This is a genomic window from Microscilla marina ATCC 23134, from assembly GCF_000169175.1.
Lineage (GTDB): Bacteria > Bacteroidota > Bacteroidia > Cytophagales > Microscillaceae > Microscilla > Microscilla marina.
The window spans coordinates 79,445-98,524 of record NZ_AAWS01000013.1 but is presented as its reverse complement, the minus strand read 5'-3'; the positions used below and the strand labels follow the sequence as shown (position 1 = coordinate 98,524).

The following is a 19,080-nucleotide window of genomic DNA, read 5'->3' as shown; positions in this document are numbered from 1 at the left end:
ATCAAGCTAAAAACATCATCAATGGCAATGCCTTATTGTCCAAATAAAAGACCTTTTAGCTTTCCGAAGTACTTAAAGAAATTATCTGTATAGAAACATCTTGATTGGGTATGATTAAATTTAATCATCTAACCTCCTACCTATTTTCGGGGAACAACACATTAGCAGATTTTTCTCTATTACAAAGGTAATTCTGTTATAGCTCACATTCTCCCAATTTATTAGCGAAGCTTGATATTATCTTGATAGATTATTTCTCCAAAAAACCAAAGCACCCTTACAACATTCTGAGAACAAATGCAAAAACAAATGCTATGCTTCTGATTATCAAAAGTTTACAATATTTTCACTTAAAATATACATAAAATTATACTACGGAGAATTCTACAAACATTAAATATAACTATATCAAGTTATAATTTAACTTTTTCTATATACAAAAAAAATGATAATGGAGGTAAACGGAGGTAAAGATCGAATAGAAAGGAGAAACTTTTTGCTTACATTTTAATCCTTTGCAAATCCCTATTTATATAGGTAAGTAATAAAATTAAGGTACCTACTTGAAATCACACATAGTAGTCCATATAATAAGAGGGGTTAGTAGGCAAGTAAGATGCTAAGGTTTGTAAACAGATGAGCATCAAACTTGCCCTAACATCATTGACTATCCCTTAAAGGGATTATCTCCATTCTGTTGGCTGCTGTCGTATACTCGAATAGCTACTACATCGGCTTCAGCGGTTTTTTGATCATTTGACCACAACTCGCATGTCATCACTGTTTTGCGTCCTTTTACTTCGGTTACTCTAGCGACTAATTTTACGGGTACATCGTTTGGAGTAGGTTTTAGGTACTTTACAGTAAGGGTACCAGTAGCATAACGGTATTCAGGGTCGCTGTTCCAGGGGCGGTTACCTTCCACTTTGTAGGCGTGCATAGTAGCTGTTGCCATTGTGTGGCAATCTATGATAGTGGCAATAATGCCTCCATTCATAATTCCCTTCCAGCCATTGTATTTTTCTTGCGACTCCCACACACATACGCTGGCATCGCCTTCCCAATGACTTTTTATCTTGAGCCCCTCGTGGTTTTCGTGCCCACAGCCAAAACACACATTGTTTGGCATAGTGTGTTGAAAAAAAATTTGATTACCCTCATTCTCTTGTGTTGCTATCATAATATTTTTTTTAGAGTGATGATTACCCATTTGGCTGGTAATCTATAAGAAATTTGTGAAATATCTATACAACTTTACGACCCACTCCTTTATTTTTTATACCACAAAGTTTTTACCCAAAGCTGTTAACCTTTGCTTGGGTAAATACTATAAATCAATAGTCCACCACGTTTAGTCAACAGCTCATACGAGCACTGTTTACATTCACTATCTATCAGTCTTTGATATTGTCAACACACATTCTTTTCAAGAAGAAACGAATGGTAGGGTTTAACCCTATACAGATAAATAAATCATTTTCAGGTGCATAGACAACTGATAGTTTATAGGTCATTTTGACTCAAATAGTTGTAGAATATTGTTGATAGTCACCCAAAAAAACACCCACATTTTGTATGAAAAGCCCGTCGTCAAACGGGCTTTTTTGCTTGAGCAGTGACCTCGTCGAACCGCTCTAAATAATGCTCGTGGTTGGTGCCCATCCATTTGTCCCACCAATTGAAATAGAGCCCATAATTACCCTTGACCAACTCGTGGTGCATGTTGTGATGAGTACTGGTGTTTTGCCAACGCCCCAACCAGTGGCGTGTCCAGTTTTTGGGGTAAACCTCATAACCCAAGTGCCCTATTACGTTGAGGGTCATCATAAACAACAAGAAGGTAAATATAGCTAAAGGATGCAGGGGCATGGTAAATACCAATAAAGGGAAAATGCCTGCTTCTATGATGGCTTCGAGCGGGTGGAAAGAGAAGGCTGCCCAAGGCGACGGATTGTGCGACAGGTGGTGGGTGCGATGCATGATACGGTAAAGCCTGGGGTGGTGCATCAAGCGGTGAGTCCAGTAAAAATAAGTGTCGTGAATAATCACCATCAAGGGAAAGCTGGCCAATAAATAGCCCCAACCATACAGGCTAATGTCGTGATAAATGAGGGTGTACTCTTTGAATGACAGAATGCTAATGGCAATGATAGAAAAGATAAACATAGTACTCAGTGAATACTTAATTTCCTGCCAATACTGTTGATCCTGGTGTTGGCGGGTTTGAATACGACGGTGGATCCAGTATTTTTTGCGAATGACATAAAAAATGGCAAAGAAAATGCCCGCTACCACAAAATAACGCAGGGCAAGTATACCCAATATGATCCCCCAACGGGTGTACCATTCTATAGCTAAAATTACACTCATAGTTGTTTATTATTCTTATACGAAATAGTATGTTATATATAAACCAACGCAATTTTTAGAGAATAGTAGCAGGATAATCAACGAATGGCAGGAAAAAATCAGTGAATAGAGGAAGGGGTAGTGTTCACAAAATTGTGTTTATAATTTTTAATTTACTGATTATCAGTGTTGATACTTTCAAAAAAAACACAGTTACCTGAACGCTTCCAAGTAGGGACACAAGTGCATTGCTTGTACCTTTTTCTCTGAGTGGCTAAAACCCACAGTATTTCTTCAAAACCTTTTCTACCCCTTTGTACCCCATTAGGTTCGACTTTTCCCAATTGATGCAAGCTTCGTCTTTTTCGCCTAAACTGTAATACGCCCATCCTCTATTGAGGTAGAGCATGGCATTTTCATAACCCATTGTCAGGGCTTTGTTGTAGTCTTTGAGCGCCTGGCGGTACTTACGTAAGCAGGCGTAACTATACCCACGCAACTCATGGGCTTGTACCAGACTGGCATCTAGTTCTAAAGCACGGGTAAAGTGGGTCACGGCTTTGGCATAATTGCCCTGGTTGCGCTTTTGTTGTCCCAAGGTAAAGTGGTGTACGGCAGAAGACTGGGCAAAAAGTCCTGTTGACAAAAGGCAAAAACCAATGCACCAAAGACCTTTTCGGGCAGTGTTACCCTTTGCATCAAACAGTGTTAAAAAAACAGTTTTCATATTTTTCTTGTTGTAGGTAATTGTAATACGATAACGCACAGCTTTTATATAACTTTGTTAGTTTTTTTTTGATTTTTTTGGTTATTGCGTCAGCTAAGCTGAGGGCAACGTACTGTTTATTGGATATTTCAAAGGTTAATCCTTAGCTTTGTTCATTAGAATTTTGAAAATACCGGGTTATCATAAAACACCAAAACACGATCTTTATGTGGACTAAAATTGCCCATACCATACTCAAACGCCGTCCTGTATTCCTTGTAATTATTGCATTGATTACAGCTTTTATGGGCTACCACGCCCTGAAGGTGCAAAAGAGCTATGAACTTGCTCAACTAGTACCTCCGTCTGATGCAGATTTTAAATACCTCAAAAATTTTAAAGCCCAATATGGCGAAGATGGTAACATTGTGGCAATTGGTCTGAAAGACAAGAATGTTTATAAGCTTGCCAATTTTAATGAATTGAAAAAGCTTGCCGACGAGATAAAAAAGCTGGAGGGTATCACGCAGGTGTTGTCGTTGCCCCGCATGCAATACCTGGTAAAAGATACCGAAAACCGCAAATTTGTAGGCAAACCGGTATTTAGCGAAAAGCCTGCTACCCAACAAGAGCTAGACAGCTTGCTCAATTTTGCCAAAACGCTCAAGTTTTACGAAAACCAACTGGTCAATGCCGAGAATGGAGCTACTTTGATATTGGCATCCATGAAACGCGACATTCTTAACTCGCCCGATCGCGATGTACTCATAAAGAAGATATATAAATTAACCGATAAGTTTACCGAAAATACCCAAATTGACCTGCACTTTGCAGGAGTGCCGGTAGTGCGTTCTATGATGATGACCAAGGTAGGCAAAGAACTTACCCTGTTGCTGGTAGTATCATTGGGAGCCACGGCTTTGATTTTATTTTTATTTTTCCGATCACTCAAAGCGGTATTGTTTCCTATTATCATTATTGCGGTGGTGGTAGTATGGACAATGGGTATGTTGGGACTATTCCAGTTTGAAATTACCATTCTTACGGGGCTATTGCCGCCTATTTTGGTGGTGATTGGCATACCCAATGCAGTATATTTGCTCAACAAATACCATCAGGAATTTCGTCGCCACGGAAGTAAGATACGTGCCCTGAGTACTATTATTCGTAAAATTGGGGTGGTTACCCTGATGACCAATACTACCACTGCCATTGGTTTTTTCGTGTTTAGCTTTATGGAAATCACCATTTTGCGCGAGTTTGGTATTGTGGCCAGTATCAACATCATGAGTACCTTTGTGGTAAGCCTTATACTGTTGCCGATATTTTTTTCCTTTTTACCCAAACCCAAACCTCATGAGCTTACCCACCTCGACCGCAAACACCTCAACGCTACGCTTACTACCTTTGCCAATATTGTATTCAATCACCGTAAAAAAGTGTATTTGGTATTGGTAGTTATTTTGGTATTGAGCGGCTTTGGTATTTCTAAAATGAAAATGGTGGCGTTTATGGTAGACGATATTCCTCCCGAAAGCCGAATCAAACGTGACCTGGCTTTTTTTGAACAAAACTTTAGCGGGGTAATGCCGCTGGAAATTGTGATAGATACACGGCGCAAAAAAGGAGTGATGAGTTTGCGTAATTTACAAAAGGTGGATGAGTTTGAAAAAGAATTAAGAAAAATCACCTTACTCTCGCCTCCTGTGTCTATGATCAACTTTATAAAAGCTACCCGCCAGGCATATTATCGAAACGATTCGTCTTTTTATAGTTTGCCCACCCGCAACGACCAGGGCTTTATCATACAATACCTCAAAACCAACCAAAAAGATAAAAAGGTAACCCCTACTTCTAAGTTGCTTACTGCTTTTGTAGACAGCACTGGGCAAACCATGCGTATTTCGCTTAAAGTAGCCGATGTAGGTTCTATCAAGATGGATTCGTTGGTCAGCCAAGTAGTACGTCCATTGGTTGCCAAAACATTTTACGAGCAAAAAGCCATTGACTACTCTAAGCTCAGTGATGAAGAACTCATGAGCGAAGGAGCCGATATTGCCCAGGATGTTGCTAGAGAGTTTTTTAACCCACGCAAGCTTAAAGTCAATATCACAGGTACCACCCTATTGTTTATCAAAGGAAACAAGTACTTGGTTAACAACCTCAAAAACAGCTTATTACTGGCTATTTTGCTCATCTCTATTTTAATGGCAGCGTTGTTTGGTTCCTTCCGGATGATTTTAGTATCTATCATTACCAATATTATTCCGCTGGCAATTACTGCCGGATTGATGGGCTTTCTGGGAGTGCCGCTTAAACCCAGTACTGCGCTTATATTTAGTATAGCCTTTGGGATAGCAGTAGATGACTCTATTCATTACCTTGCCCGTTACCGACAAGAGTTGTTTTTGAATAAGTTCAATGTGCCTGACGCCATTCTTAAAAGCCTGAGAGAAACAGGCACCGGAATGATCTATACTTCTATCATCTTATTTTTTGGTTTTATTGTATTTGTATCGTCCGAGTTTCAAGGAACTGTGTCTTTGGGTGGGCTTACTTCTATTACGCTGATGTCGGCCATGTTTGCCAACCTTATTTTGCTTCCATCTATGTTACTGTCGTTTGACAATGGCAAGTATAGCAAAAACAAAATGCAAATTATCGAAGAGTATGACGAGTTTCATCTGGAACAAGACGACGAAGAGTTGGATACTGACTTGATCAAGGTGTATAAAGAAGACGAAGCAAAGGATTAAGTCTTAATCAGTTAGAAGCTCCGACAGGGGGCGAGTTGCGCCCTATTTAACTCCGTTGAGCTCACCACAGCAAGCTGTAGATTCGGTTCATAGGTAGTCAACAATTCATTAGTTAGAAAGCATCTCACCTGTATGAAGCATAAAAAATGCCGTGTAACTCCAGAGCTACACGGCATTTTTTGTATTTTAATGTTTACTTATTTCCTCAACATAGGGGCTACCATAGACTGATACATAAAGCGTGTAATCAGGCTGTAGATCAATATAATGGCTACAATGTTGGTAAGCATCCATTTGATGCCTAGAAATCCCCCATCCCCCTTGTTAACCGCCAAATAAGCTGTTTCATAAGAGCCATAAACTCCTAACAAATGTAATATTATAGGAAACAACCCTGGCAGCATCAACAAACAAAACAACGCTAAACGCTTGGTGTTTTGGTTATATGTTTTATGGTAAAACTTGTGCCCTACATAAGCCGCAAAAACTAACAAATTGATGACATACATGCCAAGGGCTGCCTCGTTGAATATACCTGCCAAAAGCCCCCCTACGACCATACTATAAATAAAACCAAAGAAGATGACTAACACAATTTCTATGATTTTGTATTGACGTAAAATAAAAGGTAATACTGAGGTAAAAGTTGCCATACTCAAAAACACTTGTATTACCATCACAGCACTTGTCTGATTGCTGGGGTTGTCAAGTGTACTAAGTGCCAACCCTACTACAGGCAAAAAGATGAGTGCCATGCAAAGAAAATTGAGCCCGGCAATACCTACAAACTTGCCCAATGATAACTTGCTATAATCTATTTGTTGTTGATATTGAATATATAACCAGTATAAACCCATAAGCGTTGCCAAAAACATAGGAATGCCTATAAACATTACAAAGTCGTTACCCTCATAAAAATAGTGCTGCATTGTGTTGTCCACCTCTTGGTCGAAATGATCGCCAAACATATAAAACAAGCCAAACAACGATAGGGAATAAAAGGCTACCCATATTATTTTAGAATGCCATATTGCCGGGTAGTGTACCAGCAAGTAATGGTCTAAACGTTTTAAAAATTCAGGTTTAATTTTGTCAAAAGCCATAGTGCGATAATATCTGTTTACTTTCGTTTAACGGGAAATACCATAGAACGATACATAAAATAAGCCAACAGGCTATAAGTAGTAAGGACAGTGACTACATGCAATACCATCCATTTGAGGGTAAAAGGATCTCCTTTGAAACCTAAAGCATATTCATACGCGCGCTCTATTCTATAGTTATAATACCCTGCATAGTAAGTAAAGGCTGGAACAACCAAAGGCAATGCCAACACACAAAGCAAAGCAAGACGCTTAAGGTTTTGGGTAATCTCTCGGTTGGCAAACTTTACCAGCACATAGCCCAAAAACACTAGGTAGTTTATTACAAATATGGTGACCATTACACTATCGCCTTTTACTTCTAATATTCCGGCAAAAACCAACGCTACTCCAAGGCAATAAACAAAACCAAAAAAGATCACCAACACGGTTTCTATGATCGTATATTGACGTAATATAAAAGGGAGTATAGAAGCTGCCGTAGCTAAGGTAACTACAGTTTGAATCCCCAGCCAGGTATTTTCAAGGTTACGAGGAAAGTCAAGTGTACTGTATGCCAAACCAATGGCGGGTAAAAAGAGTAAAACCACACAAGCAAAATTCAATAAAGTAGTAGCGGTAAATCCACCCAATGACAGTTTGCTATAGTCTATTTTTTGTTGGTACTGGGTATACAACCAATAAAAGAGCGTAAGTATGCTCAAAAACAAAGGCAATATCCCAAACATGACCCGGTCTTGCCGTTCGTGGTAATAATAACTAAACTCTCCATTTTCGTAAGGCTCATAGTCAAACCGATCGCCAAAAAAATAGAACAAGGCAAATAAAGCCAGTGAATAGGTTCCTACCCAAAGTATCCGGGATTGCCAGATGACAGGGTAGTTGACTAATAAATAATTATCAATTTTTTTAAGAAATTCAGGTTTCATCGTGATCTAGTGTTTCAGTGTTTGTGTATATGTTGGCTTATAAAAACAGCCTTTTGGCTGAATTGCTAATGTTTCTGAAATACTCTACTTCTACATTGTTTTGAACGAGCGTTTCTAATATTTTCTGTCCGTCTAGTTCTTTACTGCCTGTAATCACATAAGACAAACCATTATGTTCTATTTCGGAAACAGGCAAACCAGTAAGTAAACTTTCCAAAGCCCTCTTTTCCAACACGCACGAAAGCTCAAAAAAGTTGTGCAGCCGGGCATCTCCTATGTTATTTTTATCGCCACTAAATACCATGCGTCCTTTTTGCAAAAACATCAGGTTATCGGCAATGCTTTCTATTTCGTGCAAGTGCTGTGAACTAATAATGATACTGATGGGATATTTGGCGCTTTTGGCAAGGTCTTTCAAGTCGTTCAATACAATACGCTGAGAGCGTACATCCAGGTTGGCAAGGGGTTCATCTATTACCAACATTTTGGGGCGCCATACCAGGGCTTTTGCCAAAGCAAAGCGCAATTTATATCCTCCCGATAGTTCTGACCATTTTTTGTCGGCATGTTCGGTTAAGCCCAGGCGCTCAAGTATATAAGCAGTGTTTTGCTCGTTATATGCTCCCTTGATGCCATGTTGTGCTAACTCAAGATGAATATTTTGCTTGAGCGTGCCATGCCACGAAGGTAACTCTTGCTCTACATAGGCTATCTCAGACTTTACCTCTATCCAGTCTACCTTATCTTTACTGATTTGGTGCTTTTGCAACAGCGGAAAAGCAATCACTCCGGCGTCGTGTTGCAGATTTCCGGTAATGACTTTAAAGAGGGTGGTTTTTCCGTTGCCGTTTTCTCCTACGACTCCTGTAATCTCGCCCAAACGTAGGTGCAGGTCTATGCCTGACAAACTAAAACCTGATTTTCGGTAATATTTGCTCAAGCCAAAACACTCCATCAAAATGGGCATGGCTTCCTTAAACTCTTCTCCTGCTACATTCGTCAGCTCAGCCGTTTCGGTTTGTACCTGCCGGGTATTTTGAGCGTTTACGTGCACTGCCAACAAATATACATCGGCAATGTCTTGTTTTAATTGTCTGATACGTTGAATAATCTCAGCAGTACGCTGGAGGGCTTGTTCGTAGGTGATGGTTTGGTTTTCCTGATCGCGGATAACTTGTTTTTGACTGGTGCTAATCTCCAAAGCAGTGTTTACATGGGTTGCATTGGTACTAAAATCTTGCACAAAATCAAGCAAGCGAATAATTGCTCTAGGCAGGTTTTCGTCATCCAATAATAAATCTATTTCTATGCCTCGATCATTGATACGTTTACTCATAGTGTTTTTATAGGTTTTAGTAACTGTATAGTTTTCAATTATAGTTTACTTGGTTTACAAAGTAATGTTGCATTAGCAACCTGTTTAATCCAAGTAAAAACCTACAACACCGAATAATTGATCTAAATAACGCTAAAAAACAAAATATTTAACTAAAAAGTAACTATTCACGCAAAATTTAAGTTTAAACAGAGTAACATTGAATGATAAAGTTACTCTTCTATGCCCTAACCATTCTGATAAGCAACCGTCCTACAGCCCAGCATCTAACCAAAGGCACCACCAAAATAGCACTGTTCAACATCTTTAAGAAAAATTTACCATCACCTGGAAGTTCCAATGTGTGATTTGCTCTGGCAAAACAGACACTATTGATTGACTGCTACACTTGTGATGACCTATTTAGGGCTTGTTTAAAATTCACCTGATAGGTGCTTTTTAAACAAGCTTTTAGATTAGTTTTTAACTTTTTATTTATCTCATCAAAAAAAAATCCAGTGAAAAAAAGGACATTCATTATGGTGTTAGGCCTGTGGGGGTTCATTGCCCAGGGATTTGCCCAAATCTCTGACACCTCAAATACTCGTTTGTACAAATTGTCGGTAAGTGACATTTTAAGTACCAAAAGTACCCTTGCATCTGGGGTAAAAGAAACGGTATTGGATGCTCCTGCCTCTATGGTAGTACTCACGGCAAAAGACATTGCTGACAGAGGCTACACCAGTTTGCACGAGGTAGTAGCCGATCTTCCCGATTTTGACCTGATTCCGGTATCAGGGGGCAACTCTTACGTCAATGCCTACCAGAGAGGCTACCGCACCGTAAACACTCAAAGAACCTTGTTTATGATAGACGGGATCATTGTCAATGATTTATGGTCGCACATTGCTGCCTTAGGCGAACAGTTTCCCATGAGCTCTATCGAGCGTATAGAGGTACTCTCAGGTCCTGCATCGGTAGTGTATGGGCCTAATGCTTTTCTGGGCATTATCAATGTGGTAACTAAACGGGAAAAGTTTAGACGTAATAAGGGGAATATTAACTTTATCGGTGGCAGCAATCAAACTGGGGCAATAGATGCCAGTGTAAGGGGGAATGTAGCAGGCTTGCGCTACTCTGTGTCTGGCCGGATTTTTCGTAGCGAAGCAGAAGACATATCAGATCGGTGGCATTTTTTGTCAGATGATCTGTACGGCAATCAAGACATTTGGGGTCCATTACTTGGGCTCAAAATAAGGGGGGAAAGACTGGGGCGTTACCGCAGCCTTAACGAAGAATTTGGTTTAGTGGCTAATGTTGCCTATCGCGGGTTTGAGGCAGGCATTATTAAGTGGACAAGATACAATGGCTACGGCAATGAGTTTGTGGCAGACCGTGCCCAAAACAATGCAGGTTGGAACAATGGTTCTAACCAGTACTATTTACGCCACAGTTTTGACCAGGGTAATATCAGCAACAATGCAACATTGCTATACCGTAATTCGCGTACCTGGGGCGATTGGGCAGAGGCTGAGCCAGACTGGAACCCAGGCAGGGAGGCTTACTCTTATGTGAGCTATACCAATTGGAACACCTTCAGTAGTAGTGTACTGTTTAGAGATAATCTAAATGTTAAACTAAGCAAGCACGTTCAGTTGCTTACTGGAGTAAAGTATGAACGAAAAATACTTGCTAAAAACTACGATGTACCTGGTTACTGGACAGGGTCTTATAGTTCACTGACTTTAGAAAACCCTGACGGTCCTTATGGGCAAGGTGGAGGTATTACGCTCAGTACTGATCCCTCGTTTATTATATCACCTACCCCCAACCGAGATGTTCCGTCTGAAAATGAGGTAATTACCCACGATGTGGGTGGATATTTTTTGGGGGTGTTTGATATAGGCAAGTTTCGTTTCAATACAGGGGTACGCTACGACCGCAACTCAGTATATGGGCAATCAATCAACCCCAGAGTATCGCTTATTTTCAAGCCTGACAGTCGCTCTGCTATCAAATTACTGTATGGAGAAGCATTTCAGGAACCATCACCACGTTCTTTGTGGGGGGGCTGGAACGGTAGAAGTGCCAACCCTGACATGAAGCCAGAGAAGGTACAAAATATGGAAGTAAACCTTTTGCGTAAAACCGGGCGACTTTTACACGAAATAATAGGCTACTATGCCTTGTATAACAATGTGATAAAAGAGGAAGCCGAAAATGCCGGACAACGTAAAATACTGGGGGTGGGCTACAAATTAAGCTACAACCTGCCTAACCCTTTGCCCAATTCGGGCGACATCAAGGGCTATCTGTATTATAACTATACTGATGTAAAAAGTGGCATTACTTACGACCACCAGGCGGGCGAATGGATAGATGGAGAAGCTAACCTAGGCGATATTGCTACGCACAAGCTCAATGTAGGGGTACATATTCCTATCCAGCGGTTTCATATCAACTTAAGGTCTAACATGGTAGGCGAACGAGAACTTTACCTAAGAAACCCACTCCGTGATCAAGATTACCGCTTGGCACCTTATGCTATTTTTAATGGAAATGTGGCCTATAATGTAGGGATGGTAAGACTGATGTTAAAGGTAAATAATATCTTTAACCACCTGTATATGTTGCCAGGGGTACGAAGCGCCAACAGTGGCAATGATTTTACCCAACGAAGTCAGGGCTACTACAACTCTTTGATTCCAGCACCGGGCAGGTCGTTTTTGCTCAATGCAATGGTGAGGTTTTAGTTGCTGTAAACAATCGACAACAGGCTTTAGGCGACAAGGTTAAACCCCTTGTCGCTTTTTTTTACCCCAAATTTGTCGCTCGCTCTCTTTTGTTTTGCCTGTACCTTTCCGACAAATTCGACGGTGGTTGAGTCACAGTTTCACTCGATGCCTTGGCGGGTTGCATCATTTCATAAAACATTTGATCGAGTGTGCCTACTTTTTTCGCTTTTTCAAGCTGATTGTTTTGGGCAAGGTGTTTCTTGTAACGAATCAAGGCTGTAGAAATCAAGGCTAAATCTTCTTTTTGTATCTGAATTTTATTGGTATTTGAGTTTTTTTGAGTTTTTGGAAAAAGTGGTGGAGTGTTTTCATTCGCTGCTGTTTTTTGTGTTGGTTTTGGTTGCGTTTGCAAAGTTGTTTGTTTTTCAACAGGCTTTTTTGTTTTGCTTTTGGGAAGCTTTTCTCCTGCTTCATCTACCTCATACGTCAAGCTTTTCACAAGCTTGTCAAACATAGTTCTGATGTTCCATTTTACCTCTGGAATGTTGATGACGATTTTTTTCATGATGCTCGATGTTTTAAATAATTGGTATTATAAAAATCGGCAAAATTCCCGCCCGATTCAAATATTTTGGGTGACGATTTGGCGAGCAAAAGAGGTGACAAATAGGCTGAAAAACGTAAGCAATTGAAGCTTAAACAGTTTAACCTGTAATATAACTGACAAGGGTAAAAAATAAAATTTCCGCGCAAAGCTGGCACGTTTATTTTGTTGTTTTCACCCACTAATCCCCATCAAAAAAGCGCTTACTCACCTACAATTGAACTTAACAATAACACCTACCAAAAAAAACTACCAATTAATTTCCGTCACGCTAGCCAAAAACAAGTATATGTCAGAAAAGCCTCCATGATAAGAGGTTTAATATAAGGTTTTCTTTTTCTGAATACAGAAAACCAGGTAATCAAACACAAATTATCCTAACAGTACTCATAACTGCATAAAAGTGGATAATAATACTCATTTTTTAACAATAAACTGTAACAATGAACAATACTCAAAAAGCTCAAATAGCAGGAGTTATTCTATCAGCCATTCTTGCAATTGCTTGGCTTAGTCGTGGTGTATATGTTGGTGGATGCTTGCTCACATTAACAACTATTTTATTAATACCAAAAGTTTACCCATCTCTTATAAAAACTTGGAAACCTTCAATAGCTATTGTTGCCCGCTCTTTAATTTTTATTCTGGCTATGACTTTTGGAATCTCAGCAGACATAAAGGTTGGTAACAAAGGTCTAGCATACATAGCAAAAGCACATCAATCGTTGAAAGATGGTGACATTGCTAAAGCTAAAGTTTTTTTAAATCAATCAAAGACTATAGCTCCTTTCGTCAAGGATTCTGCAGAAAAAATAGAAGCCCTTATTGTAATTGATAATTCGGAAGAATATATAAAAAAGCAATTGATAAGCTTATCCGATGACCAATTCACACAGTTGATGACTAATCAAAGTCAACTTCAAGTTGATTTTACTCCTTACAAAATCATTAATGACCGCATTAAACAAAAAATGAAGGAAAAGTCACAGTATAGATTTGATTACGCTAAAAAACTACGCAAGAAAGTAATTGAAGCTCAATTTAGTATTTGGGATGGTTCACATGTCAAACTTACAAAACACATCAAGTCTAAGATGAATGACCCAGATAGTTTTAAACATGTAAGCTCAAGTTGGGTTGACATGATCAAACATGTAAAGGTGCAGACTATATTCAGAGGAAAAAATTCCTTTGGAGGAATAGTCACCCACACAGTTGTAGCCAAAGTATCATTTGAGGGTGATGTTTTAGAAATTATTAGTTTTAAATAAATTAAATCTACAAAGTTTTTGTAGACCCTAATATTTACTTTAAAACTATACAAAATAAGGGGGAATATTTGATGTTATACTCAATCATATATAGTCTTCCCCCTTCAAAATAGTATAAAGGCTTCTTCACTATAAGTTTATTTATCATATTTGAGCTAATACTTTCAGGCTGAAAAACGTAAGCAATTGAGCCTGAAACGGTTTAGCTGGTGATGTGTCTGACAGGGCAAAAAATAAGTTTTCTGGGCGAAAACTGGCACGTTTATTTTACTACTTCGACGTTTCACCTTCCTCTTTTTTTATCAAGTTTTTCTGAACAATAGTCCACAGTATTCAGTCGACGGTCGACAGCTGTTTTGTAAGTACAAACACCCCACAACACACCGAAAAACAGCATTTTGCCCAAAATTCTCAAACGATATACTTATTAGGCAAACTATTCATATCAACAGCTCGGCTACGTTTTCACCAACATAAAAAGCGTTGGACATATTGTCTGGACATTCTTAAAGTTTTTAATAAGTAAACAAAAAAATCACCAAAGAGGGGAGGGGATAGATTTGACCTACTTCATGTACTTACTTATGAAAACATTATCATCAGGCAAAGTAGATAGCTTTAGGCTGGTTTGCAAGCATGCTACCTGTTTTATAATGTATTGACTTTTAAGGGTTTATAAAACCGGCAGATGGAAGTATAGCTTTACAAAAAAGAAATTAATAATTCCCTCAATATTTTTTTGCTTTAGCCCCCTCTCCTATCTTCATGAGTAAAACCTACAGCCTTGCTCAGCCCCTAACTATACACCACATCCCAATCTTTCCAAATGGGTTCATAGCCACAAGTACGAATCATTTGGGCGATTTCGGCGGGGGTACGCTCGTCCGAAATTTCAAACTGCTCAAGCGACTGGGGCTCTACCGCATAGCCTCCTGGGTTGGTTTTAGAACCCGCACTGATAGAGGTAATACCCAACGGAATAATGTGGTTACGAAACTTCTCGGTTTCGCGGGTAGACAACGACAATTCTACTTCTTCGTTGAAAATACGGTAGGCACAAATAGTTTGCACCAACTCGCGGTCATTCATTTCTACCTTAGGCTCCAGCCCTCCCGAAAAGGGACGCAAACGAGGGAAAGAAATAGAGTACTTGGTTTTCCAATAATTGCGTTCCATGTATTGCAAGTGTGCCGCCGTAAAAAAGCAATCGGTTCGCCAATCTTCCAGTCCAATGAGCACGCCCAAACCTATTTTATGAATGCCTGCTTTGCCCAAGCGATCGGGCGTGTCTATGCGGTAGTCAAAGTTAGATTTTTTGCCTTTGGGGTGATGCTTTTTGTAGTCATCTTTGTGGTAAGTCTCTTGGTATACCAATACCGTGTTGAGCCCCAGTGGTATCAGTTCTTCATAGTCTTGCTGGTCAAGGGGTTGCACCTCCATACTAATGTGCGAAAAGTGGGGTTTGATGAGTTTTAAGGCATTCTTAAAATAATCTACTCCAACGGTTTTGTTTGCCTCGCCAGTCACCAACAAAATGTGGTCGTAACCCAATGCTTTGATTACTTCTACCTCGCGCCTGATTTGGGCATCGGTCAGGGTTACTCTACGCAAAGGATTATCCAGGCTAAAGCCACAATAGGTACAGATGTTTTGACACTCGTTGGAAAGGTACATGGGCAAATACATTTGAATGGTTTTGCCAAAACGCTTTTGGGTCAACTGGTTACTCAGTTGTGCCATGGGCTCAAGGTATTTTGCCGCTGCCGGAGATATCAAGGCTTTGAAATCTTCTAAGTCACGCTTGCCTGTTTTGTTCAAGGCATGCGCTACATCGCGGTCTGTTTTATCATAAATGCCCGCTTTTACCTCGTCCCAATTGTATTGGGCAAATATATCTTTAAATGTCATTGTTTTCTTTAGTTTTTAGTCGATGGTTTACGGTTTCCTTAAACAGTCCATAGCACCCACAGGGGGCAAGCTTCAAGCGACAAGTCCTTAGGTACCGATGAATATCGGTGCTACACCCTGTTTAACTGCGTTGAGCTCATCACAGCAAACTGCTGTAGATTCGGTTCACAGGTAGCTACACTTTTATATCACGTTGACTTTTAGCAACTTATAAAAACCGTAGCTAAAAGCCCCGACAAGGTTCTAGGGATTTCCATCTACCGATTTGATAAACCGCTAAAAATCAGTATTCTATGAAATCGGTAATAGGCTTGAAGAGCAGCCGCAAGCTTGAAGTTTGTCGCTAAAAGCTTGCGGATGTAGAGGCTATTGACTACTCTTCGTCAAACAAAAATGCGGTCAAGGGGCTACTGGCGCTTGCCTTGGTACTGGTTTGGGCAAGTTTTGCCTCAAAAGCCAGACGCCCTGCTTCTACTGCCATTTTAAAAGCCTTGCCCATATCTATCGGGTTAGGCGATACTGCAATGGCGGTATTTACCAATACTGCATCAGCGCCCAGTTCCATTGCCTTTGCTGCATCAGAAGGGGCCCCAATACCCGCATCCACCACTACTGGCACGTTGCTTTGCTCTACGATAATCTCCAGAAAATCTACTGTTTTCAAGCCTTTGTTGCTGCCAATAGGCGAACCTAACGGCATTACCGCAGCTGTGCCTGCTTCCTCAAGGCGTTTACACAATACCGGGTCGGCGTGAATGTAGGGCAATACCACAAAACCCAGTTTTACCAGTTGCTCGGCGGCTTTGAGGGTTTCTATTGGGTCGGGCATCAGGTATTTAGGGTCAGGGTGAATCTCTAGCTTAAGCCAATTGGTACCTAGAGCCTCACGTGCCAACTGTGCCGCTAATACGGCTTCTTCGGCGTTGCGGGCGCCCGATGTATTGGGCAATAAGTGGAACTGAGCATGGTTTAAATGCTTGAGGATATCGTCTTGCTCGTTTTGTACATCTACCCTTTTGAGGGCAACAGTTACCAACTCAGACCCTGAAGCAAGCAAGGCTTCTTCCATCAATTGGTTATGGCTAAACTTGCCCGTGCCTGTAAACAGGCGAGAATTAAAAGTTTTGTCAGCAATGGTGAGTCTATTATTCATTGTTTTAATGTCTGTTATTACTTAATATCTGAAGTTACGCAGACCTACTTATTTTGATGGTTATATGGCTTTATTGCTCAATGGTTTGGCTACGCATTGCGCAATAAAGCCATTCAACAATAGAAACAGGTGACCTTCAGAAAACTGCGTAACTTGAGTTAATATCATTCTTTTGGTGTGCATACCATTATTTTTTAAAGCTGGGCAAACCCACACCTATCTATCAATTCGTCAAACAAGACCTCATCTTTGGTACATACCAATAGCATTTCTTCTGGCATCCCCTGACTATTTATAAAATACAGCAAAATGGTGCCTTGTTGCCAAAAAATTGCCAAACCGTTTCCGTGAGCAATAATGGTACTCTGCTGCTCTACAACCTCAATATAAAGCCTAAATTTAGCATTTTGGTGGTATTCGTTGGCGCTCAACGAAGCAAAAAACGCATAACCACCTTGAGTTTGACTATGCATAGCATCATCTGCCATTACACATTGTAAAAAGAGCATTGCCTCCAAAAAATGCCTCAAGTCAAAAGCTTCCTTATGCCAGGCAACTTGCCCGTCCAGGCACTGATCGGTAGTTTGGTAAACAGCCTTGCCATTGGTCAAGTCTACCGCCCAATGCACCACCTCTTGATGCTCTGCCAAAAACACAAGTTTGCCATCCTTCACCCGCAAGTCTTCTAACCTGACAAAGCGTTGGTATCCCTTTATAAATAAATTTAAGTTGCCTACACTGGCATAAAACTCTAACAAAGGGGCAGGAAACTTTACCTTTAAGCGTTCCTCTTGTTGTCTAATGACTTGCTCACTGATACCTTCGTTTGGTGTGGGCTCTCTGCCCAAAATATTTTGGGCAATTGTTTGAAAACTCATGACCGAAAATTTAACCGCAGGAGGCTTGCCTCCAAGCTCTGCGAAGCTAAACAAGCTACTAAGCTGCTCAATAAAAAAATGTAATCAAATCCTTTTTTTCAGTCAACATGTGGTCTACCCAGCTTTGCAAAGTAGACAAGCCTTCGCCAAACTCAGGATGCTCAAGGTTTAGTTCAACAAACCCTTTGGCAAGCGGCTTGGCTCGGCTCAATGGTAAAAAACCCACCATTGGGTATTCGCTTAAGGGCAAAGGCAAGGCAGGCGGCATGGCAAAAAAGTCGTCATACACCCTAAAATTCAATACCTTGGCACTAAACACCTCTAAGTCAAGCAGGTATTCTACCGACGTAAGCTCAGTAAAACCATCGTTGGTCAGGGCTTGCCCATAAGTTTCACAGAGTAACTGTAGGGCATAACCATACATATACTCCCACTCGGTTGCTTCCTGTGCTTTTCCTTGCATTAGCGTAAGCAAAGCCCGATAAGTATCAGGGCAACCATCCTTAAAGTCATCGGCAAAACCTTCGTCCAGACTTTGGGCAAATCTTTTAGTATGTTCGCCAGCTTCTACGTCTTTCCATACTTCCGCCAACTGGCTTTTACCCTTGGTAAGTGCCTCAAGACGTTGTCCACTTACCAAATAAGCCGCTACATGATAGCTCATACCTTGCTGCTGTCGAAGGTGGTTTGTATAGTCTCTACTACCTGAGCGGGCGCTTGGTGATGTGTAATGACGCTTGATACTGCCACCCCGTATACGCCGGTTTGTCTGATAATGCTCATGTCTTCGGCTACTATGCCACCAATGGCTACTATAGGTGTATCAATGTTTTGCTCATAACAGTTGGCCATGAGCGTAGTATAGCCTTGGGCTCCCAATACCGGGCTGAGTTTTTTTTTGGTGGTGGTAAACCTAAAAGGGCCTGCACCTATGTAGTCTACTCCAGCTTTGGCCAGTCTTTGTACATCTTCAAAAGTGTTTGCTGTGCCACCGATGATTGCGTCTTTGCCTAGTATTTTACGCGCCTCTTTGGGCGACATATCTTCTTTGCCCAGATGTACTCCATCGGCATGCACCGCTTTTGCCACTGCTACGTGGTCGTTCAGTATAAAAGTAGCCCCATAGAGGGCACATATAGCTTTTACCTTGAGGGCAATGGCTTGTACTTCGGCTTCAGGCGTATCTTTTACTCGTAGTTGCACCCAATTGCATCCCGCTTCACAAGCTTTTTGTGCCGCTTGCACATGGCTCAGTGTATCGGTTTGCTGGGTAATATATTGCAATTTTGCTATTTCTTTTTTCACGTTTTTTTAGTTTTTAGTCCATAGCCTTGACAGGGGCACGTTTTAAGCGACAAGCTTCAAGTTGCTTC

Annotated in this window: 15 protein-coding genes; 3 read left to right on the top strand and 12 right to left on the bottom strand. The window is 40.6% G+C overall.

What is annotated here, in order from left to right; all coding sequences use genetic code 11:
• Nucleotides 1-667: 667 nt before the first annotated feature.
• From M23134_RS13920 to M23134_RS13910, 3 genes are all read right to left on the bottom strand, one after another.
• Nucleotides 668-1,180, bottom strand: coding sequence for a PaaI family thioesterase (locus M23134_RS13920; protein ID WP_045113564.1), 513 nt, complete (start codon nt 1,178-1,180; stop codon nt 668-670).
• Between the two features lie 410 nt (nt 1,181-1,590).
• Nucleotides 1,591-2,370: a sterol desaturase family protein gene (locus M23134_RS13915; protein ID WP_002697116.1), complete on the bottom strand. Its 780-nt coding sequence runs from the start codon at nt 2,368-2,370 to the stop codon at nt 1,591-1,593.
• Between the two features lie 253 nt (nt 2,371-2,623).
• A complete protein-coding gene (locus M23134_RS13910) occupies nt 2,624-3,076 on the bottom strand; it encodes a tetratricopeptide repeat protein (RefSeq protein ID WP_045113563.1) in 453 nt (150 codons plus the stop codon).
• Between the two features lie 206 nt (nt 3,077-3,282).
• Here M23134_RS13910 and M23134_RS13905 point away from each other — a divergent pair, with 206 nt between their 5' ends.
• Nucleotides 3,283-5,811, top strand: a complete 2,529-nt coding sequence (locus M23134_RS13905; RefSeq protein WP_002697114.1) for an efflux RND transporter permease subunit — start codon at nt 3,283-3,285, stop codon at nt 5,809-5,811.
• Nucleotides 5,812-6,008: 197 nt separating this feature from the next.
• On the opposite strand, the gene M23134_RS13900 is transcribed toward M23134_RS13905, so the two are convergent.
• From M23134_RS13900 to M23134_RS13890, 3 genes are read right to left on the bottom strand one after another with little or no spacing between them, the layout of a single operon-like run.
• Entirely contained in the window at nt 6,009-6,914 is a 906-nt protein-coding gene (locus tag M23134_RS13900; RefSeq protein WP_002697113.1) for a hypothetical protein, read from the bottom strand.
• A gap of 17 nt (nt 6,915-6,931) precedes the next feature.
• Nucleotides 6,932-7,843: a hypothetical protein gene (locus M23134_RS13895; protein WP_002697111.1), complete on the bottom strand. Its 912-nt coding sequence runs from the start codon at nt 7,841-7,843 to the stop codon at nt 6,932-6,934.
• 37 nt (nt 7,844-7,880) lie between these two features.
• Nucleotides 7,881-9,179 (bottom strand): ABC transporter ATP-binding protein, encoded by a 1,299-nt coding sequence (locus tag M23134_RS13890; RefSeq protein ID WP_002697108.1) that lies wholly within the window; start codon nt 9,177-9,179, stop codon nt 7,881-7,883.
• Between the two features lie 518 nt (nt 9,180-9,697).
• Between M23134_RS13890 and M23134_RS13885 the strand changes: the two genes are divergently transcribed.
• A complete protein-coding gene (locus M23134_RS13885) occupies nt 9,698-11,911 on the top strand; it encodes a TonB-dependent receptor plug domain-containing protein (RefSeq protein ID WP_002697106.1) in 2,214 nt (737 codons plus the stop codon).
• Nucleotides 11,912-11,972: 61 nt separating this feature from the next.
• On the opposite strand, the gene M23134_RS13880 is transcribed toward M23134_RS13885, so the two are convergent.
• Nucleotides 11,973-12,458 (bottom strand): hypothetical protein, encoded by a 486-nt coding sequence (locus tag M23134_RS13880; protein ID WP_002697105.1) that lies wholly within the window; start codon nt 12,456-12,458, stop codon nt 11,973-11,975.
• Between the two features lie 482 nt (nt 12,459-12,940).
• Between M23134_RS13880 and M23134_RS38085 the strand changes: the two genes are divergently transcribed.
• Complete coding sequence (locus tag M23134_RS38085) at nt 12,941-13,768, top strand: hypothetical protein (protein WP_002697104.1); 828 nt, start codon at nt 12,941-12,943, stop codon at nt 13,766-13,768.
• Between the two features lie 795 nt (nt 13,769-14,563).
• Here the strand turns inward: M23134_RS38085 and thiH are convergent.
• From thiH to M23134_RS13850, 5 genes are all read right to left on the bottom strand, one after another.
• Nucleotides 14,564-15,676 carry a 2-iminoacetate synthase ThiH gene (gene thiH, locus M23134_RS13870; protein ID WP_002697102.1) on the bottom strand — a complete coding sequence of 371 codons (1,113 nt, stop codon included), beginning with the start codon at nt 15,674-15,676 and terminating at the stop codon, nt 14,564-14,566.
• A gap of 373 nt (nt 15,677-16,049) precedes the next feature.
• Nucleotides 16,050-16,829, bottom strand: coding sequence for a thiazole synthase (locus M23134_RS13865; RefSeq protein WP_002697100.1), 780 nt, complete (start codon nt 16,827-16,829; stop codon nt 16,050-16,052).
• Between the two features lie 194 nt (nt 16,830-17,023).
• Nucleotides 17,024-17,707 carry a hypothetical protein gene (locus M23134_RS13860; RefSeq protein ID WP_045113562.1) on the bottom strand — a complete coding sequence of 228 codons (684 nt, stop codon included), beginning with the start codon at nt 17,705-17,707 and terminating at the stop codon, nt 17,024-17,026.
• Nucleotides 17,708-17,774: 67 nt separating this feature from the next.
• A complete protein-coding gene (locus tag M23134_RS13855) occupies nt 17,775-18,371 on the bottom strand; it encodes a DUF7691 family protein (protein ID WP_002697096.1) in 597 nt (198 codons plus the stop codon).
• Complete coding sequence (locus tag M23134_RS13850; RefSeq protein WP_002697095.1) at nt 18,368-19,012, bottom strand: thiamine phosphate synthase; 645 nt, start codon at nt 19,010-19,012, stop codon at nt 18,368-18,370. Before M23134_RS13850 ends, M23134_RS13855 begins: the two co-directional genes overlap by 4 nt.
• Nucleotides 19,013-19,080: the final 68 nt, after the last annotated feature.